The sequence below is a fragment of the Endothiovibrio diazotrophicus genome (assembly GCF_054657215.1).
On sequence record NZ_BAAHXB010000088.1, the window covers coordinates 1 to 23,368 of the forward strand.

General features: G+C 68.4%; 23 protein-coding genes. 13 read left to right on the top strand and 10 right to left on the bottom strand.

What is annotated here, in order from left to right:
• The first annotated feature begins 293 nt into the window (after nt 1-293).
• Nucleotides 294-2,270: a methyl-accepting chemotaxis protein gene (locus tag ACYQ2W_RS18580; RefSeq protein ID WP_459870492.1), complete on the top strand. Its 1,977-nt coding sequence runs from the start codon at nt 294-296 to the stop codon at nt 2,268-2,270.
• Nucleotides 2,271-2,533: 263 nt separating this feature from the next.
• Here the strand turns inward: ACYQ2W_RS18580 and ppnP are convergent, their stop codons facing one another.
• On the bottom strand, nt 2,534-2,845 hold the full coding sequence (gene ppnP / locus ACYQ2W_RS18585; RefSeq protein ID WP_459870495.1) for a pyrimidine/purine nucleoside phosphorylase: 312 nt from the start codon (nt 2,843-2,845) through the stop codon (nt 2,534-2,536).
• A 224-nt stretch (nt 2,846-3,069) separates the two neighbouring features.
• Nucleotides 3,070-3,339: a hypothetical protein gene (locus tag ACYQ2W_RS18590; RefSeq protein WP_459870498.1), complete on the bottom strand. Its 270-nt coding sequence runs from the start codon at nt 3,337-3,339 to the stop codon at nt 3,070-3,072.
• 288 nt (nt 3,340-3,627) lie between these two features.
• On the opposite strand from ACYQ2W_RS18590, the gene guaB reads away from it, so the two are divergent.
• A complete protein-coding gene (gene guaB / locus ACYQ2W_RS18595) occupies nt 3,628-5,091 on the top strand; it encodes an IMP dehydrogenase (protein WP_459870501.1) in 1,464 nt (487 codons plus the stop codon).
• A 102-nt stretch (nt 5,092-5,193) separates the two neighbouring features.
• Here guaB and arfB read toward each other — a convergent pair whose 3' ends face one another.
• From arfB to ACYQ2W_RS18610, 3 genes are all read right to left on the bottom strand, one after another.
• Nucleotides 5,194-5,607, bottom strand: coding sequence for an alternative ribosome rescue aminoacyl-tRNA hydrolase ArfB (gene arfB / locus ACYQ2W_RS18600; protein ID WP_459870504.1), 414 nt, complete (start codon nt 5,605-5,607; stop codon nt 5,194-5,196).
• A gap of 298 nt (nt 5,608-5,905) precedes the next feature.
• Complete coding sequence (locus ACYQ2W_RS18605) at nt 5,906-6,733, bottom strand: class I SAM-dependent methyltransferase (protein WP_459870507.1); 828 nt, start codon at nt 6,731-6,733, stop codon at nt 5,906-5,908.
• Nucleotides 6,734-6,877: 144 nt separating this feature from the next.
• Nucleotides 6,878-7,246 carry a DNA-binding transcriptional response regulator gene (locus ACYQ2W_RS18610; RefSeq protein WP_459870510.1) on the bottom strand — a complete coding sequence of 123 codons (369 nt, stop codon included), beginning with the start codon at nt 7,244-7,246 and terminating at the stop codon, nt 6,878-6,880.
• Between the two features lie 439 nt (nt 7,247-7,685).
• Between ACYQ2W_RS18610 and ACYQ2W_RS18615 the strand changes: the two genes are divergently transcribed.
• Entirely contained in the window at nt 7,686-8,192 is a 507-nt protein-coding gene (locus ACYQ2W_RS18615; protein WP_459870512.1) for an RNA recognition motif domain-containing protein, read from the top strand.
• A gap of 54 nt (nt 8,193-8,246) precedes the next feature.
• Here ACYQ2W_RS18615 and ACYQ2W_RS18620 read toward each other — a convergent pair whose 3' ends face one another.
• The gene (locus ACYQ2W_RS18620; RefSeq protein ID WP_459870515.1) at nt 8,247-9,245 is read right to left on the bottom strand and encodes a 2Fe-2S iron-sulfur cluster-binding protein; all 999 of its coding nucleotides are present in this window, start codon (nt 9,243-9,245) and stop codon (nt 8,247-8,249) included.
• Nucleotides 9,242-9,688, bottom strand: a complete 447-nt coding sequence (locus ACYQ2W_RS18625; protein WP_459870517.1) for a hypothetical protein — start codon at nt 9,686-9,688, stop codon at nt 9,242-9,244. Before ACYQ2W_RS18625 ends, ACYQ2W_RS18620 begins: the two co-directional genes overlap by 4 nt.
• 179 nt (nt 9,689-9,867) lie before the next feature.
• Between ACYQ2W_RS18625 and ACYQ2W_RS18630 the strand changes: the two genes are divergently transcribed.
• The 7 genes from ACYQ2W_RS18630 (at nt 9,868) to ACYQ2W_RS18660 (ending at nt 16,464) form a co-directional block, all read left to right on the top strand.
• Nucleotides 9,868-10,533, top strand: coding sequence for a nitroreductase (locus ACYQ2W_RS18630; RefSeq protein WP_459870520.1), 666 nt, complete (start codon nt 9,868-9,870; stop codon nt 10,531-10,533).
• A gap of 45 nt (nt 10,534-10,578) precedes the next feature.
• A complete protein-coding gene (gene gluQRS / locus ACYQ2W_RS18635; RefSeq protein ID WP_459870523.1) occupies nt 10,579-11,502 on the top strand; it encodes a tRNA glutamyl-Q(34) synthetase GluQRS in 924 nt (307 codons plus the stop codon).
• A 53-nt stretch (nt 11,503-11,555) separates the two neighbouring features.
• Nucleotides 11,556-12,086 (top strand): cyclic nucleotide-binding domain-containing protein, encoded by a 531-nt coding sequence (locus tag ACYQ2W_RS18640; RefSeq protein ID WP_459870526.1) that lies wholly within the window; start codon nt 11,556-11,558, stop codon nt 12,084-12,086.
• A 665-nt stretch (nt 12,087-12,751) separates the two neighbouring features.
• The gene (locus ACYQ2W_RS18645) at nt 12,752-12,916 is read left to right on the top strand and encodes a hypothetical protein (RefSeq protein ID WP_459870529.1); all 165 of its coding nucleotides are present in this window, start codon (nt 12,752-12,754) and stop codon (nt 12,914-12,916) included.
• Nucleotides 12,913-15,828, top strand: a complete 2,916-nt coding sequence (locus ACYQ2W_RS18650) for a sensor histidine kinase (protein WP_459870532.1) — start codon at nt 12,913-12,915, stop codon at nt 15,826-15,828. The genes ACYQ2W_RS18645 and ACYQ2W_RS18650 overlap by 4 nt, the downstream gene beginning before the upstream one ends.
• Nucleotides 15,829-16,102: 274 nt before the next feature.
• Entirely contained in the window at nt 16,103-16,300 is a 198-nt protein-coding gene (locus tag ACYQ2W_RS18655; RefSeq protein WP_459870535.1) for a type II toxin-antitoxin system HicB family antitoxin, read from the top strand.
• Nucleotides 16,297-16,464, top strand: a complete 168-nt coding sequence (locus ACYQ2W_RS18660) for a hypothetical protein (protein WP_488193051.1) — start codon at nt 16,297-16,299, stop codon at nt 16,462-16,464. The genes ACYQ2W_RS18655 and ACYQ2W_RS18660 overlap by 4 nt, the downstream gene beginning before the upstream one ends.
• 180 nt (nt 16,465-16,644) lie before the next feature.
• Here ACYQ2W_RS18660 and ACYQ2W_RS18665 read toward each other — a convergent pair whose 3' ends face one another.
• The 3 genes from ACYQ2W_RS18665 to ACYQ2W_RS18675 are packed head-to-tail and all read right to left on the bottom strand — an operon-like array spanning nt 16,645 to nt 20,355.
• Nucleotides 16,645-19,611, bottom strand: coding sequence for a CHAT domain-containing protein (locus tag ACYQ2W_RS18665; RefSeq protein WP_459870541.1), 2,967 nt, complete (start codon nt 19,609-19,611; stop codon nt 16,645-16,647).
• A 7-nt stretch (nt 19,612-19,618) separates the two neighbouring features.
• Nucleotides 19,619-19,882: a hypothetical protein gene (locus ACYQ2W_RS18670; protein WP_459870543.1), complete on the bottom strand. Its 264-nt coding sequence runs from the start codon at nt 19,880-19,882 to the stop codon at nt 19,619-19,621.
• 17 nt (nt 19,883-19,899) lie between these two features.
• Nucleotides 19,900-20,355 carry a hypothetical protein gene (locus tag ACYQ2W_RS18675; protein ID WP_459870546.1) on the bottom strand — a complete coding sequence of 152 codons (456 nt, stop codon included), beginning with the start codon at nt 20,353-20,355 and terminating at the stop codon, nt 19,900-19,902.
• 146 nt (nt 20,356-20,501) lie between these two features.
• On the opposite strand from ACYQ2W_RS18675, the gene ACYQ2W_RS18680 reads away from it, so the two are divergent.
• The 3 genes from ACYQ2W_RS18680 (at nt 20,502) to ACYQ2W_RS18690 (ending at nt 23,242) form a co-directional block, all read left to right on the top strand.
• Complete coding sequence (locus ACYQ2W_RS18680) at nt 20,502-20,672, top strand: hypothetical protein (RefSeq protein ID WP_459870549.1); 171 nt, start codon at nt 20,502-20,504, stop codon at nt 20,670-20,672.
• Nucleotides 20,669-21,175, top strand: coding sequence for a peptide-methionine (R)-S-oxide reductase MsrB (gene msrB / locus ACYQ2W_RS18685; RefSeq protein ID WP_459870551.1), 507 nt, complete (start codon nt 20,669-20,671; stop codon nt 21,173-21,175). The genes ACYQ2W_RS18680 and msrB overlap by 4 nt, the downstream gene beginning before the upstream one ends.
• A 183-nt stretch (nt 21,176-21,358) precedes the next feature.
• Nucleotides 21,359-23,242, top strand: coding sequence for a pyridoxal phosphate-dependent decarboxylase family protein (locus ACYQ2W_RS18690; RefSeq protein ID WP_459870553.1), 1,884 nt, complete (start codon nt 21,359-21,361; stop codon nt 23,240-23,242).
• Nucleotides 23,243-23,368 lie beyond the last annotated feature (126 nt).

The window sequence follows — 23,368 nt, forward strand, 5'->3', positions numbered from 1 at the left end:
CCTTGCCGGGCGGGCGTCTCGACGCCCCAAAACAGGAAGTTATTCTTTCGCGGTCCCTTAGGGCGTGCTCCTCGAGGAGGGCGCCGTGTCTCCGCGCACGCTCCCTGGTGCGACCCCGTCGAACCGGCGAAGACGGGACGTGCCGCACTTTGATGTAAATTCGATGTAACTCCATTGTGATCCCGTTGTAATCTCGTGCCGCCCCGGATAGGTCATGGATTGGAACGGGAAGGACCGAACTCGGTGGAGGGAGCCATGACCTTCAACCCACGAAGAAGTAGAGACCCACACCAATGAACAGTCTGTTTGCCCTCTTCCGCAATCTCCGGATCGGCGTGAAGGCGATGGTCGCGCCGGTACTCCTCCTTGCGCTCATGGCCGTCATCGGGAGCGCCAGCTACGTCAACCTGCGCTCCATCGAGGGCGCGGTGAGCGGGATCACCGACGACCTCGCGCCGGACAGCGGTACCGCCACCCAGCTGATGCGCCAGGTCTACCTGCTCCGTCTCCTCGTCAAGGACTACCTCAAGAACGCCTCCGAAGAGGATGTTCGGGAGTTCGACAAGGTAGACGAGGCGTTCGGCCGTCTGCTCGACAAGGCGGACCGCGACATCACCGCCCCGGAGCGGGCCGCCATCCTCAAGGAGATCCGTGGCGACCGCGCCGTCTACGCGCGCGCCTTCCGGGAGACGGTGGTGACCAATATGCAGCGCCGGCACGAGCTGGTGGAGGGGGTGATGAACGTCAAGGGGCCGCTGATCGAGGAGCACCTGTCGGCGGTGCGCAGGAGCGCCCACCGCGACGGTGATTCGGAGGCCACCTTCGGCGCGTCCGAGGCGCAGCAGCACCTGTTGCTGGCGCGGACCTACGCCTTCCGTTTCCTCACCGACAACGATGCGGCGTCCAAGGACAAGGTGGACGAAGAGCTGGCGGCGGCCGGCGACAGCCTGGAGCGCCTGCTTCGCGACCTGCAGGACCCCGAGCGGCGACGTCTGGCCGAAGAGTCCCGGCAGGCGCTGAAGGCCTATGGTGCGGCCTTCGACGAGGTGGCGTCTGCCATTGCCAAGCGTAACGACGCGGTGGTCAATGTGCTGGAAAAGCGGGGGCCGGAGATGGTGCAGGACGCGGTCGAGCTGCAGCAGAGCGTGTTCCAGTCGCTCACCCGGCAGGGTGAGGTGGTGAAGGGCGACGTCTCCAACACCGAGCGGGTCATCCTCTGGTTCACCCTGCTGGCGGCGGTGGCCGGGCTGTTGATCAGCACGCTGGTCGCCCGTGGCATCGTCCGGCCGCTGCGCCAGACCAACGCGATGCTCAAGGACATCGCCGAGGGGGAGGGGGATCTCACCCGGCGGGTGGCGGTGGCGAGCCGCGACGAGGTCGGCGAGATGGGGGAGAACTTCAACCGCTTCGTCGGCAAGCTGCAGGGGATCGTCGGCGAGATCGCCGCCGCCACCAACCAGGTGGCGACCGCCGCCGAGGAGCTCTCGGCGGTCACCGAGCAGACCTCCTCCGGGGTGCGCCAGCAGAGCATCGAGACCGAGCAGGTGGCCACCGCCATGAACGAGATGGCGGCGACGGTACGCGAGGTGGCGCGCAATGCCGAGGCGGCCAGCGGCGCGGCGCAGGGGGCCAACGGCGAGGCGCTCGAAGGGAATCGGGTGGTGAAGGAGACGGTCGCCGCCATCGACGAGCTGGCGCGCGAGGTGGAGGGCTCCACCGCGGTGATCGAGCGGCTCAAGGGCGACAGCGAGAACATCGGCACGGTGCTCGACGTGATCAAGAGCATCGCCGAGCAGACCAACCTGCTGGCGCTGAACGCGGCCATCGAGGCGGCCCGCGCCGGCGAGCAGGGACGGGGCTTCGCGGTGGTCGCCGACGAGGTGCGCACCCTCGCCCAGCGCACTCAGAAGTCCACCGGCGAGATCGAGCAGCTGATCGAGACCCTGCAAGGGGGGGCCGGGCAGGCGGTGGGGGTCATGCAGCAGAGCCGGGAGCGCGCCAACGCCGCGGTGGAGAAGGCGCGCCATGCCGGCGCCTCGCTCGATGCCATCGCCAATTCGGTCAACAGTATCAGCGACATGAACACCCAGATCGCCGGTGCGGCCGAGGAGCAGTCCGCCACCTCGGAGGAGATCAATCGCAACGTCAACAATATCCAGGCGATCGCCGAGCGCACCGCCGCCGGTGCCGGTCAGACCGCCGCCGCCAGCCAGGAGTTGAGCCGTCTCGGCGAGCAGCTGCGCACGCTGGTCGATCAGTTCAAGGTCTGAAACGGAAACCCCGCCCGCCCCGTGAACGCCTCCCCTGGCGGGGGGCGTTCACGGGGCGGGCGGGGTTTCCGTGTGTGGGGAATGATGGCAGCCGATCGGCGCGTTTATAGGGCGTGCCGTGCGCGCCGTGTTGGGCGAGGGCACTTGCCGTGATGATGGTGCCGGGGTCCCCGAGTGGTGCCTTCGTTTGGCGCGGCGCCCGCGGGGCGCCCTACAGGGAGGGGCGTCGGTAGAGGCGCGGGTGGCCTCTCCGCCGGGCGGGATCAGCCGTAGTGGCAGGTGTAGTCGAGGATCTCGGTCACCTCGATGTCGAAGCGGCTGTTGCCGGGGACCTCGAAACGCTCGCCGCCGCCGTAGCTGGTCCACTCCTCCTCGCCGTCGAGGCGCACCTTGCAGACGCCGTCGTTCAGCTCCATCACCTCGGGGGCCTCGGTGCCGAAGTTGTAGCTGCCGGGGAGGATCACCCCGAGGGTCTTGCGGCTGCCGTCGGCGAACAGCACGGTGTGGCTGACGCACTTGCCGTTGTGGTAGACGTTGGCCCGCTGGAGGACGGTGACGTTATCGAACTGGGACATGGTTGGGGGTCTCCCGGTAGGAAAATGGGCCGGCGATTCTAGCAGTCGGTGCCGGGAACGCGTAGGTCGCGGCTACCGCCGCGACGTGAACGGTGGCAGCGGGGGGGCGGGGGAGTGCCCTCTCGCCGAGCGGGACGACGGCGTGGTACCGCCGGCCCGGTCGGAGACGAAGGCTCGGGACTTCACGCCGCTGCCTCCGTTCGCGTCGCCGCGGTAGCGGCGACCTACTGCTGGCCGGCGGCCTGCGCGTAGCCCAGCTCACCCTGCTCGCGGGCCTCGGTGGCCAGCGCGAGCGCCTTTTCGGTGTCGCCGGCGGCGGCGGCGGCCTGGGCCTCCTTGATGATCTCGCGGGTGTCGCGCCACTCGCCGCCGATGGAGTCGGCGCGGTCGGCGGCGGCGATCGCCGCAGTGATGGCCTCGTCCACCTTGGCATCGCCGGCGACGGCGGTGCTGGCGGCGGCGGCGAGGGTGAGGGCGATGAGCGTCGATTTCATGCGGGTTGTCCTCCCGGAGGGGTTGGCTGGTTTTCTCTGTTCTTGCGTCGGTCGGCGGCGGGGCCCGCCTGCCGCCGATCGCCAAGCATGCCGCCAATCCGGGCGGTCGGCAATCGGGGGGAGGACCGAGGGGGCTGCGGGTAATCCCCTCCGCCACTCATTGCGCGGTCGCGCCCCGTCCGGGTGCCCGCGGCGCGCGGGATGCCGTTTCGGCCGCTGGCGTGAGTTTCGGCGGGCGTATATAATGGCCCGTTTACTTTCTCCCGCGGACTCAGGAAGGTATCCCCCATGCGCATCGTAGAAGAAGCCCTCACTTTCGACGACGTTCTGCTCCTCCCCGCCCACTCCAACATCCTGCCCAAGGACGTGGAGCTGGCGACCAAGCTGACCCGCGATATCACCCTCAACATCCCGCTGGTCTCCGCCGCCATGGATACCGTCACCGAGGCGCGGCTGGCGATCACCCTGGCCTCCGAGGGGGGCATCGGGATCATCCACAAGAACATGACCATCGAGCGCCAGGCGGCCGAGGTGCTGGCGGTGAAGAAGTTCGAGGCCGGCGTGATCAAGGATCCGGTCACCGTCTCGCCCCGCGCCACCGTCCGCGACGTGCTCGAGCTGACCCGCGCCCACAACATCTCCGGCCTGCCGGTGGTCGACGGCCGTGAGCTGGTGGGCATCGTCACCAGCCGCGACCTGCGCTTCGAGACCCAGATGGACGCCCCCATCTCCTCGATCATGACCGGCAAGGACCGCTTGGTCACGGTGCAGGAGGGGGCGCGCCGCGACGAGGTGCTGGGGCTGCTGCACAAGCACCGCATCGAGAAGGTGCTGGTGGTCAACGGCAACCATGAGCTGCGCGGGCTGATCACCGTCAAGGACATCCAGAAGTCCACCGACTTCCCCAACGCCTGTCGTGACGAGGACGCCCGGCTGCGCGCCGGCGCCGCGGTGGGCGTCGGCGAGGGGACCGACGAGCGGGTCGCCGCGCTGGCCGAGGCCGGCGTCGACGTGGTGGTGGTGGACACCGCCCACGGCCATTCCCAGGGGGTGCTCGACCGGGTCGCCTGGGTGAAGAAGAACTTCCCGCAGATCCAGGTGATCGGCGGCAACATCGCCACCGCCGCCGCCGCGCTGGCGCTGAGGGACGCCGGGGCGGACGCGGTGAAAGTCGGTATCGGTCCCGGCTCGATCTGCACCACCCGGGTGGTCGCCGGCATCGGCGTGCCGCAGATCACCGCGGTCTCCAACGTCGCCGCGGCGCTGGCCGGCAGCGGCATCCCGCTGATCGCCGACGGTGGCATCCGTTTCTCCGGCGACATCTCCAAGGCGATCGCCGCCGGTGCCTACTCGGTGATGGCCGGCGGGTTGTTCGCCGGCACCGAGGAGGCGCCGGGCGAGGTCGAGCTGTTCCAGGGCCGCTCCTACAAGTCCTACCGCGGCATGGGTTCGCTGGGTGCCATGTCGGGCCAGCAGGGCTCCTCCGACCGCTACTTCCAGGAGGGCAAGGAGGCGGAGAAACTGGTCCCCGAGGGGATCGAGGGGCGCGTCCCCTACAAGGGCAGCGTGCTCAAGGTGATCCACCAGCTGCTCGGTGGGGTGCGCTCGACCATGGGCTACACCGGCTGCGCCACCATCGAGGAGTTGCGCACCAAGCCGGAGTTCGTGCGCATCACCAACGCCGGCTACCGCGAGAGCCACGTCCACGACGTGACCATCACCAAGGAGGCGCCCAACTATCGGGTCGACTGATGATTTTTTTCTGGCGAAAAAAATCATGATTTGCGGAACGGATAAGGCCGCGTCCCGTTGGGGAGCGGCCTTTTTCATCGTTGTACGAAATGCGAGGGCGGGTCAGTCGACCGGCTTCTGTCGCAGCCGCTTCTTGTCCCCCTCGCGCTTCTTGCTCTCCAGCCGGCGCTTCTTCGAGGCGAGGGTGGGGCGGCTTTTCACCCGCGGTTTCGGCCGCTCGGCAGCCTGGCGCAGCAGTTCGGCGAGGCGGGCGAGGGCCTCCTCGCGATTCCGCTCCCGGGTGCGTTGGGTGCGGGCGTCGATGACGATCACCCCGTCGCGGGTCATGCGCCGCCCGGCGAGGGTACGCAGGCGGGAGAACAGCCACGGCGGCAGGTCGGCGGCGCGGGCGTCGAAGCGCAGCTGCACCGCGGTGGAGACCTTGTTGACGTTCTGCCCGCCGGGGCCGGAGGCGCGGATGAACTGGAACTCCAGCGCCTCGTCGGGGATGGTCAGGGTGTTGCTGATCTGGAACATGGGGTTTTTGTTGATGCTTCGGAAGAGATAACCATGAAGGGCATGAAGGCGAAGACATGAAGGGCATGAAGGTTCATAAATTCTTTACCGGATGTCGTTTGGTCAAGACCTCCGCGTCCCGTAGGGCGGATTAGCGATAGCGTAATCCGCCGGATCGGAGCCGATTCCGGCGGAGGTGCCTTCGTTCCTGGCGGATTACGCTATCGCTAATCCGCCCTACATTCAGAGCGCCGCTCCCAACTTGATGAAACGGATCCTTTACCTGCTCCTCTTCCATGCCCTTCATGGTGAAAGCATCCTACGGCTTAGTCCCCCAGGCGATCAGCGCCGGGATGTTGAGCCAGATTCCATCTTCGCCGCGCAGCTCGCCGATCGCCGCCAGGTGTTCGGCGCGGAACGCCTCGTAGGCGTCCTCCGGCAGGGTGTCGAGCAGCGCGCGGAAGCCGCTGTTGGTGACCAGCTCCCACCAGTCCTCGGTGGTGGCGAGGTGGTAGCCGATCTGCTCCTCGGCCACCGACACCGCGTCGAGCCCCACCTCCATCAGCAGGGCACGGCACTTCTCCGCGCTGTCGATCCGCTTCTGGTTGGTGATCGATCCCCCTTCGGGGAGGCGGCCGCCGTGGCTCAGCAGGTCCTTCTTGAAGCGGTCGATCAGCGGCTGAAACGCCTCCTCGCCGAAGGCGGTGAAGAGCACCCGGCCACCGCGGCGGGTAACCCGCATCCAGCTCTTCAACGCGGCGGCCATGTCGGGCAGGAACTGGATGACGAAGGAGCTGACCACGGCGTCGAAGTAGTCGCTCTTGAACTCCAGCTTCTGACCGTCCATGGCGTGCAGGTCGACGTTGTTCAGACCGAGCAGGCGGGCGTGGTGCTGGCAGCGGTCGAGCATCCGCTCGGCCATGTCGACGGCATGCACCCGTCCCTCCGGCCCCACCTCCTGGGCCACCGCCACGGTGACCACGCCGGTGCCGGCGCCGACGTCGCAGATGCGCGAACCGGGGGCGGGGCGCAGGTGGTTGAGCAGCCGGTCGGCGCAGAACGGGAAGAGTCGCAGCGACTCCTTGTCGTAACCGTCGGCGACCCGGTCGAAGACCGCGGCCACCGCCTGTTGGGGGGTGGGGTTCATGGAGGCTCCCGGATTGAAGAGTTCAACGCATAGGCGCTAAGACGCAAAGGGCGCAAAGGGCGCAAAGGGCGCAAAGGGCGCAAAGTATATCGTCCCTCGTTTCCTTTGCGCGGTTTGCGTTCTTACGCCTTTGCGTTGGATGTTCTAAAGCTCCGCCGCCAGGCGGGCCTCGTCGATCGGATAGGGCAGGGCGGTGAAGTCGGGGAAGCGGGCGCGCAGCTTCTCCAGCTCGGTCGCCTCGGCCGGTTCGTAGAAAGCGATCACCTTGGTCGTCGCCCCGGAGCGCTGCACCGCGGCGAGGATCGTCTCCAGGTTGCCGGTGCGGTCGCGGAAGTTGGGGTCGACGATGAACTCGGCGACGATCACCGTCGGCGGCGCGCGCTTGATCGCGCCGGCCGCCTTGCGCCCCGAATCGACCCGGGTGACCTGATAGCCCGCTCGCTGGAACAGCGGGGTGAAGTTGGGGTAGCCGCCCAGTTCGTAGACCCAGAGCAGGGTGTGGGGTGTGGTCATCGGTGGCGCGCCGCGTCGGTGGGGAAGGGGAGGCTATCAAGGCCGCCGGCCGGAGGTCAAAGGGCGGACGCGGAGCGTCCGGGGTGGCCGGTTGCGACGCGGAGCGTCGCAACCGGAAGTGCCGGGAGGCCACAACCGCTCAATCCCCTGGTTGCGACGCTCTGCGTCGCAACCGGCCGCCTTGGACGCTCTGCGTCCACCTTGGGATAGCACCCGCCTCGCCTAGGTATTTTTCGCAAACCAATTAGGTCGGAAATTATCCGCGCTCACCGGTATAATACGCTGAATTATTTGAGGAACCGCCCGTTTCGGGTGACCGGTCTCCCGTGTGGGTCGCCGGACGGGCGGTGAGCGGTGGCGGTCGTGGGGTATGGGCGACCGCCGCCCTTTCGGTCTTCTCCATACCGTCGTCCACATATGACAGCAGGTGATCTGAATCATGAAAATCGACTATTGCTTTGCGAAGGGTGTAGTGGTGACCGCGGCGTTGGCGGGGGTGGGTTACGGGCTCTATCCGCTGCTCGCGGCCAGTGGTCTGGAGGCGCGTGGGCTGTTCGCGCTCGCGGTGGCGGGCGGTTCGCTGATCGGCGGCGTGTTGGCGTCGATCCGCCTGCCCGCCGGTGCCGCGGTCCCGGCCGCCGCCTCTGCCCCGGCGGGGCGTGGGGCGGAGTCCGGCGAGCGCAAGACGGTGTTCGTCGGCAATCTCGCCTATCGCGCCTCCCAGGAGGAGGTGCGCGATCTGTTCCGCGACTTCGGCGAGGTCTATTCGGTGCGCCTGATGACCGACCGGGTCACCCGCCGTCCCCGGGGCTTCGGTTTCGTCGAGATGGATGCCGCCAACGCCGAGCAGGCGATCCGCGGGCTCGACGGCCGCGACTTCATGGGGCGTGAGCTGAAGGTGAACGAGGGCAAGCAGCGCGAGTCGCGGATGAATCAGGCCGCCTGAGGCGCGCTCCGCTGGGCGGAAAAAGGCGCGGAGGGGCGACCCTCCGCGCCTTTTTTATCGGCGATGCCGGGCGCGCATGGCTGCGGTATGGATCCGCCCGGTCGGCGTCCCCGCCGTTTCGAAGGCGGCCTTCAGGGCGTCGATGATGGGTTCCTCACCCGCCAGATAGAGATCGATCTCCGCCGCCGCGGGTGAGCCGGCGACCACCTCCGCCGCCAGCGGTTCAGGGTCGTATCCCTCCACCGCCTGCACCGGGTGGTAGGCGAAGTTGTCCAGGGCGTCCTCCCAAGAGCGGCAGTAGTTCTTCAGATAGTGGCCGTTGTCCCGCTCGCTGATCCACCACAGGGTCAGGGGTTGGGGGAGGTCGAGGGCGATGAAGTGCTCGACCAAGCTCTTGAGGGTGGCGAAACCGGTCTCGACGGCGACCATCACCACCGGGCGGCGGGAGTCGTCGTCGAGGGTGAAGTCGCCGAAGGGGCCGTCGAGACGGATCGTGTCGCCCACCTTCACCTCCTCGAACACCGCCCGGCAGAAGGGGTCTTCCGGCTTGTTGCGCAGGTGGAACTGGAGCTGCATGCCGTTGCACGGGCAGCTGGCGATGGGCAGGTCCTTGGGCAGCAGGTTCTGCAAAGTGAGCTGGGCGTGTTGGCCGGAGAGGAAACGCAGGGTCCGGGTGCGCGGGGTGCGCAGGTGGAGCACCAGATGGGTCTCGCCCAGCCGCTCCAGTTTGCTCACCCGGGCGGTGAGGTGCTGGAGGGGGATGGCGCGGACGTCGTGGACCTCGTCGGCCTCCACCTCCAGGTCGCTCAACGCCTGGATGACGCAGAGCAGCCCGTAGCCGTCGGCGCGCTCCGCCTCGCTCAGGCGGTGGTCGTGGAAGCGGGTCTCGGCCACCTCGCCGGAGACCACCCGCACCTTGCAGTCGCCGCAGGAGCCGTTGGCGCAGCTGTAGGGGAGGTTGACCCCGGAGCGCAGCGCCGCCTCCAGCAGGGTCTCGCCGGCGGCCGCCTCGAACTGGCGTCCGCTCGGCAGCAGACGGACCCGGTGGGTCACGACGGCCTCCCGTCTCCGTTGGCCCGCTCGAGCAGCCAGCCGTTGAGGTGGTCGATCAGCTCGCGGCAGTCGTCGCCGCAACCGCGGCGCCGGGCGGCCAGCTCCTTGAACAGGCCGTCGACGATCTGCTGGTACTTGTCGGCGCGCGCCTTCTGCACCCCCGCCTCGGTGGTGCGGCGCTGGAGCTGCTGCTCCAACGCCCCGTGGTCGGGGGCGACCACGCTGCCGACGCGGCGGGAAAACGCGCTGCGCTTGATCAGCGCCAGCCGCTCGGTGAAGGCGTTCTGCTCACGGGCGAGGTGGGGGTAGCAGCGGCACACCTCGTCGATGTCCACCTTCCCCTCGAAGGCGTGCAGCTCGCCGTCGTGGATCATTTGTTGCAGCTCCCGCCGCCCCATGCCGAGGAGGTGGGCCGCCTTGGATACCGCGATCAACTCACCCATGGTCCTGTTCCGAAATACTTTACTTTTTTACTAAGCATAATCGCTTGTCCGGTGGTTGCCACTGGTTTGGAGTGGGATTACCACGGAGGGTACCAGGGTTTGTTTTTTCCTTCAGGGTACAATGCCCGCATCCGAACGAATCTATCGTGTTCCAACCAACCCACAAAGAAGGTGATTCCGTGGATCTGATCGAGGCGATGAAGGGGCGCCATTCGGTGCGTGCCTACCTGGACAAGCCGGTGCCGCAAGAGGTGGTGGAGGCGGTGCTGGAGGCGGCCCGTTTCGCCCCGTCGGGGGTCAATACCCAGCCGTGGCGGGTGGCGGTGGTGGATGGCGAGGCGAAGGTGCGGCTGGGTGCGGCGCTGGAGGCGGCGCGGCGCGGCGGGGTAGAGCCCGACCCCGACTACCACTACTACCCGGAGCAGTGGCGCGAGCCCTACCAGGGGCGGCGGGTGGCGTGCGGGAAGGCCCTCTACGGCGCCCTGGACATCGGCCGCGGCGACCGCGAGCGCCAGCTCGACGCCTGGTGTGCCAACTACCGCTTCTTCGACGCGCCGCTGGGGCTGCTCTTCTTCATGGACCGCGACATGGGCCGGGGGAGCTGGCTCGACATGGGGATGTTCATGCAGAACGTGATGCTCGCCGCCCGCGCCCACGGCCTGGAGAGCTGTCCCCAGGCGTCGCTGGCCGACTACCCGAAGATCGTCCGCCGCGAGCTGGGGCTGGAGGAGGATCGGCTGCTGCTCGCTGGTCTGGCGCTGGGCTACGCCGATGCGTCGGCGCCGGTCAACGGCTACCGCCTCGACCGCGAACCGGTCCCGGCCTTCACCACCTGGCACCGCTGAGGCGACCAGCGGCGCGATGCCGCGAGCAACGGCGTTCAGCGTGCGATGAGCGATTCCGCTACCCCCTATAGAGGCCGCTTCGCCCCCACCCCCAGCGGGCCGCTGCACTTCGGGTCGCTGGTGGCCGCGCTGGGCAGCTGGATGCAGGCGCGCGCGGCCGGCGGGGAGTGGCTGGTGCGGATGGAGGATCTCGATCCGCCGCGGGAGATGGCCGGCGCGGCCGATGCGATCCTCCGCTCCCTGGAGGCCCATGGTCTCGCCTGGGACGGGCCGGTGGTCTACCAGAGCGGACGGGGCGAGTTCTACTCCACGGTATTCGAGGAGCTGGACCGGCTGGGACTCCTCTACGGCTGTGCCTGCACCCGCAAGGAGATCAACGAGGGGATGCCGCGGGGCGCCTACGGCCCGGTCTATTCCGGCCGCTGCCGCCACGGGGTGCCGCCGGGGCGTGAGCCGCGGGCGCTGCGGGTGCGGGTTGAGGGGGCGGAATTGGGCTTTGCCGATCCCCTTCAGGGATGGTTCTCCCAGCACCTGGAGCGCGAGGTGGGAGACTTCGTGGTGCGCCGCGCCGACGGTCTCACCGCCTATCAGCTGGCGGTGGTGGTGGACGACGCCGAGCAGGGGGTGAGCGAGGTGGTGCGCGGCAGCGACCTGCTCGACTCCACCCCGCGTCAGCTCTACCTCCAGCGGGTGCTGGGGCTGCCGCGGCCCGGCTATCTCCACCTGCCGGTGGCGACCAACCGCGACGGGCAGAAGTGGAGCAAGCAGAGCCATGCGCCGCCGCTGGATGACGGTGCGCCGACCGCGGCGCTGATCGCGGCGTGGCGCTTCCTCGGCCAGCCGCCCTTCGAGGCCGACCCGCGGGAAGCGACGCCGGAGGCGTTTCTCGCCTGGGGCGCGGCGCGGTGGCAGTGCGGGCGGATTCCCGCCCGGCTATCCATCGAGACCGCTTTAGGCGCTAAACTATGACCGCCCTCCCGGGGGGCGCCATAATCAATAATCCAGTTCGGGGCGACCGACCGATGGCAGAACAACGCGCGAGTACCCACAGTGTCCTGGAGCAGCTGGGGGCGGGGATCACCTTCCGCGACCGCCTCTGCGGGATGCTCGAAGGGATCCAGATGTTTTCCGACTTCAACCGCCAGGAGTTGGAGGTGTTTGCCAACTACATGCAGGCCTACGAGGCGAGCCGCGGCACCGAGGTGTTCCGCGAGGGGGGACGCGAGGGCTACATGTGCTTCGTGGTCAACGGCAAGCTCGACATCCTCAAGGAGGCGGAGTACGGCGCGCCGGCGAAGATCACCGTGGTGCGTTCCGGCAAGACCATCGGCGAGATGTCGATCATCGACGGTCTGCCCCACTCCGCCTCGGCGGTGGTGGCCGAGGCGGCGACCCTGGTGATGCTCACCAAGACCAACTTCGAGCGCATCTGCGAGGACCATCCGGCGCTGGCGTTGCGCCTGTTGGTGAAGATCTCGCGGCTGATGAGCCTGCGGCTGCGGCAGACCAGCGGGGTGCTGGTCAGCTATCTGAAGGAGGCGGGGGCGCATTGAGGAGGCTTCAGGCTTCAGGCGAAGGGGCGGCCAGGGCCGCCCCTTCGCCTTTTCGGATCTCTGGTTACGACGCTCTGCGTCTCTGGTTACGATGCTCTGCGTCTCTGGTTACGATGCTCTGCGTCGTAACCGAAACCTATCTCTGGTTACGACGCTCTGCGTCGTAACCAAAGCCTTGGACGCTCTGCGTCCTGGTGCGTGGTAAGGGCCCGCGAAAGAATGACTTCCTGTTTTGGAACGCCGATCCGCTCCGCCCGGCGGCGTTGCGCAAAGGGTTGCCTACAGGGAAGTAGGTATGCGGCGCGAGCAGGACGCGGAAGCCGCGGCATACAGCGAGTATGCGCCCCTTTGCGCGCCTTGCCGGACGGGCGTCTCGACGCCCCAAAACAGGAAGTTGTTCTCTCACGGGCCCTAAGGAGGCGGAAATGTCGGTGCATTCGTTTGGCACGACGCGGAGCGTCGAACAAGACGTTTCCACGCAGAGCGTGGCAACGAGGAGAGCCGGCTGCCTTGGACGTTCTGCGTCCTGACTGAGGTGGAACGGGTTCGGCGGAGCGCGGCGCCGACGCGGAGCATCCAGGGAAACGCTGGTGCCGGGGTGGAGGCCGGGTTGCCACGCAGAGCGTGGTAACCCGCGGTGGTTTCGATTGATGTCTGGGTTTTCGATGGACAAAGTCCTCCTCCTCTTCCTCGCCTTCCTCTTCGCCCTCATCTCGCCGGTGAACCGCTGGTGGGCGGCGGACGGCGCCCCCTGGTACGCCCCCTTCCTGCTCTGGTTCGGCGTTATCGTGCTCGCCGCCTGGCTCTATCGCCGGCCGGAGTCTCCGTGAGCTTCGAGCTCGGTCCGCTGTTCCTCGCGGTGGTAGCCTACCTGGGGCTGCTCTTCCTCATCGCCTACGCCGCCGAGAACGGCCGCCTGCCTGAGCGGCTGATTCGCCACCCGCTCACCTACACCCTATCGCTCGGCGTCTACGCCACCTCCTGGACCTACTACGGCAGCGTCGGCTTCGCCCACCGCGAGGGGCACAACTACCTGACCATCTACCTCGGGGTGACGCTCGCCTTCCTGCTCTGGCCGCTGCTGCTGCGGCCGATGCTGCGGCTGACACGCGACTTCCAGCTCTCCTCGCTGGCCGACGTCTTCGCCTTCCGTTACCGCAGCCAACTGGCCGGCGCGCTGGTGACGCTGTTCATGCTGATCGGGCTGCTGCCCTACATCGCGCTGCAGATCCGCGCGGTGACCCAGTCGATCCAGGTGCTCACCTTCCGTACCGCGCCGGAGGCGCTGGCACTCGGCTTCTGCGCCATCCTGGTGCTCTTCGCGGTGCTCTTCGGTGCCCGCCACGCCACCCCGCGCGAGCGCCACAGCGGCCTGGTGGCGGCGATCGCCTTCGAGTCGGCGGTGAAGCTGGTGGCGATGCTCACCGTCGGCATCTTCGCCCTGTTCGGGGTGTTCGGCGGCTTCCAGGGGCTGGAGCAGTGGCTGGCGGCGCACCCCGAGGCACTGACCCGGCTCAACCGCCCGGTCCACGAGGGGCCGTGGGCGACCCTGCTGCTGCTCGCCTTCGCCGCCGCCTTCCTGCTGCCGCGCCAGTTCCATATGCTGTTCACCGAGAACGAGGAGGAGGAGAAGCTGCGGGTCGCCGCCTGGGCCTTCCCGCTCTTCCTGCTCGCGCTCAACCTGGCGATCCCGCCGGTGCTGTGGGCCGGCAGCCGGCTGCTGCCGGAGATGGACCCCGACTACTACGTGCTCTCCATCACCCTGGTCGGCGAGGCGCGCTGGCTGCCGGTGCTGGTCTTCCTCGGCGGCGTCTCGGCGGCCAGCGCGATGGTCATCGTCACCACCCTGGCGCTCGCCGGCATGTGCCTCAACCACCTGATCCTGCCGGCCAGCCTGGCCGGCCGGCGCGAGCCCTATCCCGACCTCTACCGCTGGCTGCTGTGGGGACGGCGGCTGTTGATCGCGGCGATCATCTTCGCCGGCTTCGGCTTCTACCTGCTCGCCCGTCAGCGCCAGGGGCTGGCCCAGATCGGGCTGATCTCCTTCGTCGCCGTGGCCCAGTTCCTGCCCGGGGTGGTCGGCCTGTTCTACTGGCGCCGGGCGACCCGCGCCGGCTTCATCGCCGGGCTGCTCGGCGGCGCCGCGGTGTGGGGCTACCTGCTGATCGTGCCGCTGCTCCAGGGGAGCATGCCGCCGGGGGAGGGGGCGTGGCTGGTGGCGGCCCACGGCGGCGGGCTGTGGCCCACCGTCACCTTCTGGTCGCTCACCGTCAACACCCTGCTCTTCGTCGTCGTCTCGCTCGTCACCACCCCCGACCCCGAGGAGCGGGAGGCGGCCTACGCCTGCTGCCGCGACAGCGTGCTGCCGCCGCGCGGGCTGGTCGCCGCCGACTCGCCGGGGCAGTTCCAGGAGCGCCTCGCCGAGCTGATGGGGCCGGCCACCGCCGCCAAGGAGGTGGCCCGCGCGCTGGCCGACCTGAAGCTCGCCGCCGACGAGCAGCGCCCCACCGAGCTGCGCCTGCTGCGCGAGCGGATCGAGCGCAATCTCTCCGGTCTGGTCGGGCCGCTGATGGCGCGGGCCATCGTCGACGACAGCCTGCGCCTCGACACCCGCGCCCGCTCGGCGCTGGCCGACACGGTGCGCTTCATGGAGCAGCGCCTGGACGCCTCCCAGTCGCGCCTGCAGGGGCTCGCCGCGGAGCTGGATGGCCTGCGCCGCTACCACCGCCAGGTGCTCCAGGAGCTGCCCCTGGGGGTCTGCGCCCTGGGGCCGGGGCGCGAGGTGGTGATCTGGAACCAGACCATGGGGGCGCTCTCCGGGGTCGATGGCGAGGGGTTGGTGGGCTCGCCGGTGGGGCGGCTGCCGGAGCCGTGGGGCGGGCTGCTCAATCGTTTTTCCGCCTCCGGCGAGCCGCATCTGTACAAGCTCCAGGCGAAGGTGGCCGGCGAGGCGAAACGGCTCAACCTCTACAAGGCGGCGATCGGTGCCGACGGCGCGGCGACGCCGGGCGGGGTGGTGATCCTGGTGGAGGACATCACCGAGCAGACCACCCTGGAGGCGGAGCTGGCCCACGCCGAGCGGCTCGCCTCCATCGGCCGGCTCGCCGCCGGCGTCGCCCACGAGATCGGCAACCCGCTCACCGGCATCGCCAGCCTCGCCCAGAACCTCAAGGAGGAGACCGATCCCGCCTATATCCGCGAGAGCATCGAGCTGGTGCTGGAGCAGACCCGGCGCATCCGCGACATCGTGCAGACCCTGGTCACCTTCTCCCACGGCGGTGCGCCGGTGGCCCGCGACCACGCGGCGATCCGGCTGTGCGACTGCATCGAGGAGGCATTGCGCCTGGTGCGGCTGGCCCGCGATGCCAAGGAGATGGCCTGCACCAGCCGCTGCGCCCCGGAGATCGAGGTGCGCGGCGACCGGCCGCGGCTGGTGCAGGTGTTCGTCAACCTGCTGGCCAACGCCTGCGACGCCTCGCTTCCGGGGGATGCCATCGAGGTGAGCGTCGGGGTGGACGGCCCGTTCGCCGAGATCGAGGTACGCGACGAGGGCGAGGGGATCCCCGAGGAGTTCCAGGGGCGGGTCTTCGAGCCCTTCTTCACCACCAAGGAGCCGGGGCAGGGCACCGGCCTTGGCCTGCCGATGGTCTACACCATCGTCCAGGACCACGGCGGCACGGTGCGCATCCAGAGCCGGGCGGGGGAGGGGACGCGGGTGGTGATCCAACTGCCGCTTGCCTGAATGGCGCCACCGCGGGTGGGCAGGGAGGCGCGAAGGGCATGCAAGGACAACGGCGGTGGAGTGTGCGTAGGTCGCCGCTACCGCGGCGACGCAAACGGGGGCGCGTTCGGGAAATCCCGCGCCGAACCTTGCCGAACGGTACGAACCATTCGGAATGCCCCCCGCAACCCCGTCCCCGCTGCTTCCGTTCGCGTCGGCGCGGTAGCGCCGACCTACTTTGCGAACAGGGCGATTGTCGATCCGTTCGGCGATCGCGGGCATCGGAGGTGGGGCAATGAGTCATTCCACAATGCAATACACCTACTGGCAGGACGACGGGATGTGGCTCGGGTATCTGGACGAGTTTCCCGACTACATGACCCAGGGCGAGTCGGAGGAGGCGTTGAAGGAGATCCTTCTGGACCTCTACAAGGATCTGACCGGTGGCGCCATCCCGGCCGTGCGCCATCACGGCGAGCTGGATGTCGCGTGAAACGGCGCGACCTGATCGCCATGCTGGAGACGATGGCTGCATTTTCATCCGGCATGGCGGAAGGCATGACGGGTATCAGAATCCCTCGACGAAGATCTCCCAACCCGTCCCTCGGCATCGTGAAATCAACGATCTCCTCGCCAAGCACATCATCAAGTCGTTGAGCTGACGGGAAGAGCCGTAGGGCGGATAAGCGCAGCGCATCCACCGAAACGGAACTCCCGCGCCGAATCGCTGCCGAGTGGTTGGATGCCTCCGCGGACCATCCGGTAGGGCGAGGTGGGGCGTGAAGTCTCGTGCCCCCGTTCTGGTGGATGCGCTGCGCTTATCCACCCTACGTTTATTCAATCGCATGGCGGGGGTGACGGCTCCTCCGCAGCAGATTCTGTTTCCAATTGTCCGGCCAGCTCTTCCCACAGCGACAACCCGTCGCCCCCCAACTGCTTCGCCAATCCCTCCAATGCCGCCAATACCTGGGCGTGGCCGATCTGTGTGGCAATGCCGTAGGCGTCGATCCAGGCCCCGAGCGCTTCCTGCTGTTCCCCGTTTTGCCAATGGATATGGCCGATGTTGAACAGGGTGGCACAGAGCCCCGCCGAGTCACCGATTTCGCGTTGAATGGCGAGGGATTGGTTGAGGAATTGGAGTGCGGTGTCGTAGTCGCCGCGTTCGTGGTGAATCTGGGAGAGGTTATTGAGGGTAGTGCCTTCGCCGCTGCGGTCGCCGATTTCGCGTCTTATGGCGAGGGATTGGTTGAGGAATTGGAGTGCGGTGTCGTAGTCGCCGCGGGCGTCGTGAATCTGGGAGAGGTTATTGAGGGTAGTGCCTTCGCCGCTGCGGTCGCCGATTTCGCGTTGAATGGCGAGGGATTGGTTGAGGAATTGGAGGGCCGTGTTGTATTCGCCAAGCGCGTGATGGAACTTGCCTGCGTAACTGATGGCATCGCCTCTCAGCTTTGGGTCGTCACAGGTGGTGATCGGTGGCAGCCACTGATCGAGCAAGGTGCGGTAGAGGCCGCGGCGGTCGTACCAAGGGATGAGGGTAGTCAGGGCGAAGCGATGGGCACCGTTGGTCTCACCCGCGTCCACGAGTGCCTGATGGACGGTGAGGGCCTGCTCGACGGTGGGTCGCTCGTGGTCGAAGAGGTGACGCTGGTAGTCGGCCGCGGCGCGGAACCAGGGGGTGGGTGGGCGGGGCAGGGTACGCCGCAGGCGATCGGCGACCTGGGGCTCCAGGGCATATTCGGCGGTGAGCAGGTCGGGGGCGCGGCCCGCCTCCACCAGGGAGCGGGCGACCAGGGTGGCGAGGGCGTCCAACGGGGCGTCCAGATCGAGGGCGAGCTTGCGCACGCCGTCGGCGGGGACCGGGGTGGTGTAGACGCGTAGCCGGGACAGCAGCTCCCGTGGGGTCTCCTCCAGGTGGTCGATCAGCCGGTCGATGGCCATGTCGGTCTGGAGTTCCTGCTGGGCCCCTTCCAGCTTCTCCAGGAAGGCCGTCTCGTCCTCCTCGTCCAGTTGCGGGGCGGCCCGGAGGAAGAAGTTGAGGCCGCGCAGGTTGCCGCCGAGGGTCTTGTAGAGCCGGCGCAGCCGTGCGCGGTCGCTCCGGGCGGGGCGCTGCTGCTGGAGGTAGCGGAGGAAGTCACCGTAGCTCGGGTGGCGGAGGAAGTGGTGGGCCTCCGCCGGCCAGCCGGGGGGGAGGCGCCGGGAGGTGGCCAGCAGGCACAACCCGGCCTTGGCGAAGCGGGGCGCCTCGGCGATCCAGGCGTTCACCTCCTCGTGGTCGATCTCGCCGCTCTCCGGGTCCTGGATCTCCTCCAGGTTGTCGAGGAAGAGGGTGAGGCGGCCGTCGTGCTGCTCCACCAGCAGCTCCAGTAGCAGCCGGGCGCGCAGCTTGGCGGTGGTGGCGAGGGGGAGGCGCTTTTGATGGCGCTCGATGCGCGCGTCTTCCAGGGTGAAGATGAGTTCGGCGAAGAAGTCGGGCCACGGGTTGCCGGGGCGGGCCGACCAGGCGTGGACGGTGAAGCCGCGCTCCTGGAGCCGGCGCGCCAACTGGCCGGCCAGCGCGGTCTTGCCCTGGCCGCCGGGGCCGGTGATCAGCAGTTGGTGCCGGCGCCCCTCCAGCAGCGGGGCGGCGAGGGTGCGCAGCTCCCGGCGGCGGCCGATGAAGGTGGCGGGGAGTTCCACCGCGTCCAGGTTGCTGTTGTAGCGGGTGCGCGGCTCGGGCGGCGTTGCCGTGAAGTCGGGGTCGATCAGCGGGGCGGCGGGGTCGTGGCTGAGCAGCATCGGCAGCGGCCACTGGCCGAGGCTCAGCTCGGCCAGGGGGGAGCCGTCGATGTCGCGGTAGGCCCCGCCGCCTTCCAGCGGGCGGAGGATCGCCTTGCGTCCCTGCTGCACCGCCTGGTCGACCCGCAACTGGCGGCCGAGGGCGCCGCACAGGGCGTGGGCGAAGAGGATGCCGGCGCGGTCGAGGATCGATTCGCGCATCCCCACCACATGGGGGATGCCGCGCAGGGCGAGGCGGCGGGCGAGGCCGGTGTTCAGGGTGTCGGAGGCGGCCTTGCCGGACTGACATGCAGCGAGCACCACGCAGCGCACCCCGCTGCCGGTGAAGGCGTCGGCGATGCGCGTTTCATCCACCTCCTCGCCCAGCCCCTCCGGCCCCTCGAAGAGGAACCCCGCCCACGGGCTCTCCAGGTGCGGCTCGTCGTGGAAGCGGCCGTGGCCGCTGAGGAAGACCAGTTGGAATCCCCCTTCCCGGACCAGCCGCTCGAAGGTGGCGAAGCGGCCGTCGTCCGGCGCCTCCAGCGCCACGTGGCCGGAGCCGATCCACGGGGTGAGCGCCTCCAGCACCCGCGCCTGCTCCTCTTCGGTGTCGAGACGCTCCTTCTCGGCGTCGAGGTCGTCGGGCTGGGCGGTGAAGAGGAGCACCCGCAGCGGTCCTTCGGCGAGCGGCGGGAGGTCTACCGCCACCTCGGGGATGCGGCGGGAGAGGGTGAAGCGGTGGTCGCTGCCGAGGAAGCCCAACTCCGGGTGGTGGAGGCACTCCCACGGCAGGTTGAGCAGGGCGGGGTCGGCGGTCTCGATGATCAGCGGCAGCACCAGGGTGCCGGCCTGGCGGTGGGCGTCGGTGATCCGCTCGGCCGCGTCCAGGGCGGTCATCAGCGCGCCGCCCACCTGGCGGAGCTGGTCGTCATCGACCAGCTCGTGAAGCAGGTAGCGGGAGGCGAGCCGGCTGGCGAGGGATTTGACGTGGGGGTGGCGGCTCAGCAGCCCCGGGTCGGGGGTGAGGCGCAGCGGTTCGGCGGTGTGCATGGAGAGGCTACTCCGGGTCGTCCTTGGAGGGGGCGTGCGGTCGGGTGGGGATCAGTTCGTCAGGGCGGGGTTCCCGCGGGAGGCCGTCGAGGGCGCCGCCGCCGCGCATCGCCACGGTCTCGCCGCGGGGCGGGCCCGCCAGGCAGACGGTGCCGCAGAAGGGACAGTGGACGGTGGCCGCGGCCTCCCGCGTCAGGTCGACGGTGAACTCGAAGTGGCCGACCGGGCAGTCGGCGTTGCAGCATTTGAAGATGTGGCGTTGGCGGCTCATGGCGGTGGTGACTCCCTTCAGGCGAGGACGGCGAACCCGGCGGCGAGCACGCCGAGCATGAACGAGAGGGTGCTGAACAGCAGCCAGCCCCGTTTGCGGCTGGCGGAGCGCTGGTAGAACTCCTCGATCGCCAGCGGCTCCTCCTCCCACACGCTGTCGCGCCGCCGGATCAGGTTGGGGTCCACCCGGCGGCGCAGCGGGAAGAGGGCGGCGAGGGTGCCGCCGAGGGCGATGAACCAGAGGGTGAAGGCGGCGATCACCGGCCACGGGGCGCCGATCGATGCCGCCCGTCCGGCGACCAGCTTGAGCGCCGCGGCGTAGACGCCGGGGATCGCCAGCTCCAGGGTGATCAACTGGCGGGCGAGATCGTCGAGACGGTCGTTCTGTTTGACAACCTCCTCGTCGAAGAGCGCTTGCAGGCGGCTCTCGGTCGCGGTGGGGGAGAGGGGGCGGGTGGGGATCTGCGGTTCCATCGGCGGCGGTCCCGGGTTGGTGCTGGCGGATAACTCTAATCGAAGTGGGCGGGTCGTGCGATCTTGAATCTCCTTTTCCCCCTCCGGCGTAAAGAGGGTAACGCCGCGCGATCGACGCGGCCGAACCGGAGATAAGGGAACCCGTCATGCCCGCACCACGCCTCGCCACCTGGACCCTGCTGCTCGCCCTCGGCGCGGCTTCCGCCGCCGCGGCCGGCGAGGTCACCCTCGACAGTGGTACGCGGCAGGTCGCCCTGATCGAACTCTTGCCGAGCGCTTCAATCCCCCCAATTCCGTTGCCGAGGAGACCGCCATGAAACGACGTCAATTCACCACCCGCCTCGCCGGCCTGCTGCTGCTCCCGTTGGTTGCCCGCCGCGTCAAGGCGGAGACCTCCCCACAGGTCGAACGCCTGGAACGGAGCGACGCCGAGTGGCGCCGCCGCCTCACCCCCGAGCAGTACCACGTGCTGCGCGAGGAGGGGACCGAGGCGCCGTGGACCAGTCCGCTGCTGAAGGAGAAGCGCGAGGGCACCTACCACTGCGCCGCTTGCGGCCATCCGCTGTTCGACAGCGCCACCAAGTACGACAGCGGCACCGGCTGGCCCAGCTTTTACGCCGCCCTGCCCGACGCCTTCGAGACCGAGCTGGACTTCCGGCTGGTCTGGCCGCGCACCGAATACCACTGCGCCCGCTGCGGCGGCCACCATGGCCACGTCTTCGATGACGGTCCCGAGCCCACCGGCAAGCGTTACTGCAACAACGGCGTGGCCCTGCGCTTCGTACCGCGGGTGGTGAAACGGTCGATGGTGTTGCCGTAGCGCGCGGGTTGGTGGACCGGCAGGAGATTGGCTCGTTGCGGGTGACCGGCGTCAAAGTCGCGGGGGCGACACCGCGGATCGGGCGGGAGGGCCTATCCTGTGCGAGCCGCTCGCATGCCTCGTCGCCGCGACCGGTCGCCGGAGAAGAAGAGAGACGATTCACAACCACCCAGGAGTCGAACCATGGAAATTGCCAAGTTGGGCGCAATGTGGAATGAAGATGGAAGCATCGGCGAGCTCGCCGCCGAGTGGGCGAAGGTCCGTGCGCAGATGGTCGGGGCCTTTCCGACCTACTACGCGGCGGCCGGGGCCGACCCCTTCGCCGTCGAAGTCGGGGAGGCGATCAATGAGTTGAGCGCGCTGAAGCCTGCCGCCGACGGCCCCGCCTATCTGGGCAGCGATCCCAAGGGGCCCTACTACGGCGACGTCACCGCGGCGCGCCTGCCGCAGAAGGGGGCGAGCCTCGCCGAGGTCAACCGCAAGGCGGTGGAGCTGTTCCAGGGGATGCCCAACTGGAACCACCCGCTGACCATGCCCAACGTCATCCCGCCGGCCAACAAGGCGGGGATCATCGCGGCGATGATGACCGACCTCTACAGCCCCAACATCATCGAGGGGGAGTACGCCTGGAACGTGCTCAAGTCCGAGATGGAGACCGCGGCGATCCTCTCCAGCCTGATCGGCTGGGACCCGGAACAGGCCGGCGGGGTCTACACCTTCGGCGGCTCCGGCTGCTACTTCTACGGCGTCAAGTACGCCATCACCCACTCCCTCGGCGAGCAGACCCGCTGCACCGGCATCCGCGAGGACGCCAAGCTGCTGGTCTCCCAGCAGGGCCACTACTGCAAGCTCAACTCCACCGACTGGAGCGGGCTCGGCATGGACAACATCATCGAGATCGAGACCGATCCCGAGACCAACGCGATGAGCATTCCGGCGCTGGAGAAGGTGATGCAGGAGCTGCACGCCGCGGGCACCCCGATCGTCGCGGTGATCTGCACCATGGGCACCACCGACGCCTTCGCCATCGATTCGCCGAAGGCGGTGCGGGGGCTAATCGAGAAGTACCCCAACCCCAACGGCAGCAAGCCGCTGCTCTACTGCGACGCGGTGATCGGCTGGTCGTGGCTCACCTTCCGCGACTACGACTTCGATGCCAACCCGCTCGGCTTCAGCGACGAGACGCTGAAGAATGTCGCACACAACCATGCGCGGATCAGCGAGATCGAATACGCCGACGCGGTGGGCTGCGACTTCCACAAGACCGGCTGGGCCCCCTACAACTGCTCGATCTTCGTGATGAAGGACCTCAACCACTTCCGCAAGCTGATGACCCGTCCGGGTTCCGCCTATCTGCAGGACCGGGTCTGCTACAACCCCGGCCTCTTCACCCTGGAGGTCTCCCGCTCCGGCTCCTATTCGATGGCCGGCTGGGCGACGCTGCAGTACTTCGGCGCCGAGGGGTTCCAGTCGATGCTCGGCGGCGTGCTGGAGATGGAGGAGTACCTGCGCCACCGCATCGCCTCCGAGGAGACCGCGGTCTGCGTCAACGCCGACGACCACGGCTTCGTCACCCTGTTCCGCCTCTATCCCAAGGGGGTGGACGCCGCGGCGCAGTACGAGAAGGAGCTCAACGACCCGAGTCCCGAGGCGCGCGCGGAGCTGATCAAGCACAACGAGTTGCAGGCGCAGATCGGCGACCTGCTGTGGCAGTGGTTCCGCGACGGGAAACTGCACGAGGGGCACTACGGCCCCTACGTCAGCTACACCTCCGGCTTCCGCAAGACCAACTACAACGCCGACGGGGCCGATCCGAAGGCGGTGATCTACGCCCTCAAGTCGTTTCCGATGAACATCAACATCAACCCGGCGGTGATGGAGTGCCTGCTGCAGATCGCGCTGCTCGCCCGCGACGAGATCGAGGCGGGCTGCGAACCCGATGCGCGGCAGAGTGGCAACTGTCGCATGCCCTACACCGAGAATCCGCAGCCGGTGGACTGTGACCAGACCCGCTCCGGCGCGGTGTGCCACGCGGTCGAGAATCTCCTCTCGGGGGTGCCGCGGTAGCGGTCGCCGGGTGACCGATTGCCGGTCGGGGGCGGTAGCGACCCCGGCCGGCGACGGGCGGACCATGCCGCGCTTTTATCCCTCCCTTCTCTCGTTTCCACGCTCCGCGTGGAAACGTCTTCCTCT

Bases quoted from the DNA above. Each gene is read 5' to 3' on its own strand.
- ACYQ2W_RS18640 (WP_459870526.1), top strand. From the start codon at position 11,556: ATGGCAGAACAACGCGCGAGTACCCACAGTGTCCTGGAGCAGCTGGGG.
- ACYQ2W_RS18605 (WP_459870507.1), bottom strand. From the start codon at position 6,733: ATGAACCCCACCCCCCAACAGGCGGTGGCCGCGGTCTTCGACCGGGTC.
- gluQRS (WP_459870523.1), top strand. From the start codon at position 10,579: ATGAGCGATTCCGCTACCCCCTATAGAGGCCGCTTCGCCCCCACCCCC.
- ACYQ2W_RS18625 (WP_459870517.1), bottom strand. From the start codon at position 9,688: ATGGGTGAGTTGATCGCGGTATCCAAGGCGGCCCACCTCCTCGGCATG.
- ACYQ2W_RS18610 (WP_459870510.1), bottom strand. From the start codon at position 7,246: ATGACCACACCCCACACCCTGCTCTGGGTCTACGAACTGGGCGGCTAC.
- ACYQ2W_RS18655 (WP_459870535.1), top strand. From the start codon at position 16,103: ATGAGTCATTCCACAATGCAATACACCTACTGGCAGGACGACGGGATG.
- ACYQ2W_RS18690 (WP_459870553.1), top strand. From the start codon at position 21,359: ATGGAAATTGCCAAGTTGGGCGCAATGTGGAATGAAGATGGAAGCATC.
- ACYQ2W_RS18670 (WP_459870543.1), bottom strand. From the start codon at position 19,882: ATGAGCCGCCAACGCCACATCTTCAAATGCTGCAACGCCGACTGCCCG.
- ACYQ2W_RS18580 (WP_459870492.1), top strand. From the start codon at position 294: ATGAACAGTCTGTTTGCCCTCTTCCGCAATCTCCGGATCGGCGTGAAG.
- msrB (WP_459870551.1), top strand. From the start codon at position 20,669: ATGAAACGACGTCAATTCACCACCCGCCTCGCCGGCCTGCTGCTGCTC.
- ACYQ2W_RS18665 (WP_459870541.1), bottom strand. From the start codon at position 19,611: ATGCACACCGCCGAACCGCTGCGCCTCACCCCCGACCCGGGGCTGCTG.
- ACYQ2W_RS18590 (WP_459870498.1), bottom strand. From the start codon at position 3,339: ATGAAATCGACGCTCATCGCCCTCACCCTCGCCGCCGCCGCCAGCACC.
- ACYQ2W_RS18675 (WP_459870546.1), bottom strand. From the start codon at position 20,355: ATGGAACCGCAGATCCCCACCCGCCCCCTCTCCCCCACCGCGACCGAG.
- ACYQ2W_RS18680 (WP_459870549.1), top strand. From the start codon at position 20,502: ATGCCCGCACCACGCCTCGCCACCTGGACCCTGCTGCTCGCCCTCGGC.
- ppnP (WP_459870495.1), bottom strand. From the start codon at position 2,845: ATGTCCCAGTTCGATAACGTCACCGTCCTCCAGCGGGCCAACGTCTAC.
- ACYQ2W_RS18645 (WP_459870529.1), top strand. From the start codon at position 12,752: ATGGACAAAGTCCTCCTCCTCTTCCTCGCCTTCCTCTTCGCCCTCATC.
- ACYQ2W_RS18615 (WP_459870512.1), top strand. From the start codon at position 7,686: ATGAAAATCGACTATTGCTTTGCGAAGGGTGTAGTGGTGACCGCGGCG.
- guaB (WP_459870501.1), top strand. From the start codon at position 3,628: ATGCGCATCGTAGAAGAAGCCCTCACTTTCGACGACGTTCTGCTCCTC.
- arfB (WP_459870504.1), bottom strand. From the start codon at position 5,607: ATGTTCCAGATCAGCAACACCCTGACCATCCCCGACGAGGCGCTGGAG.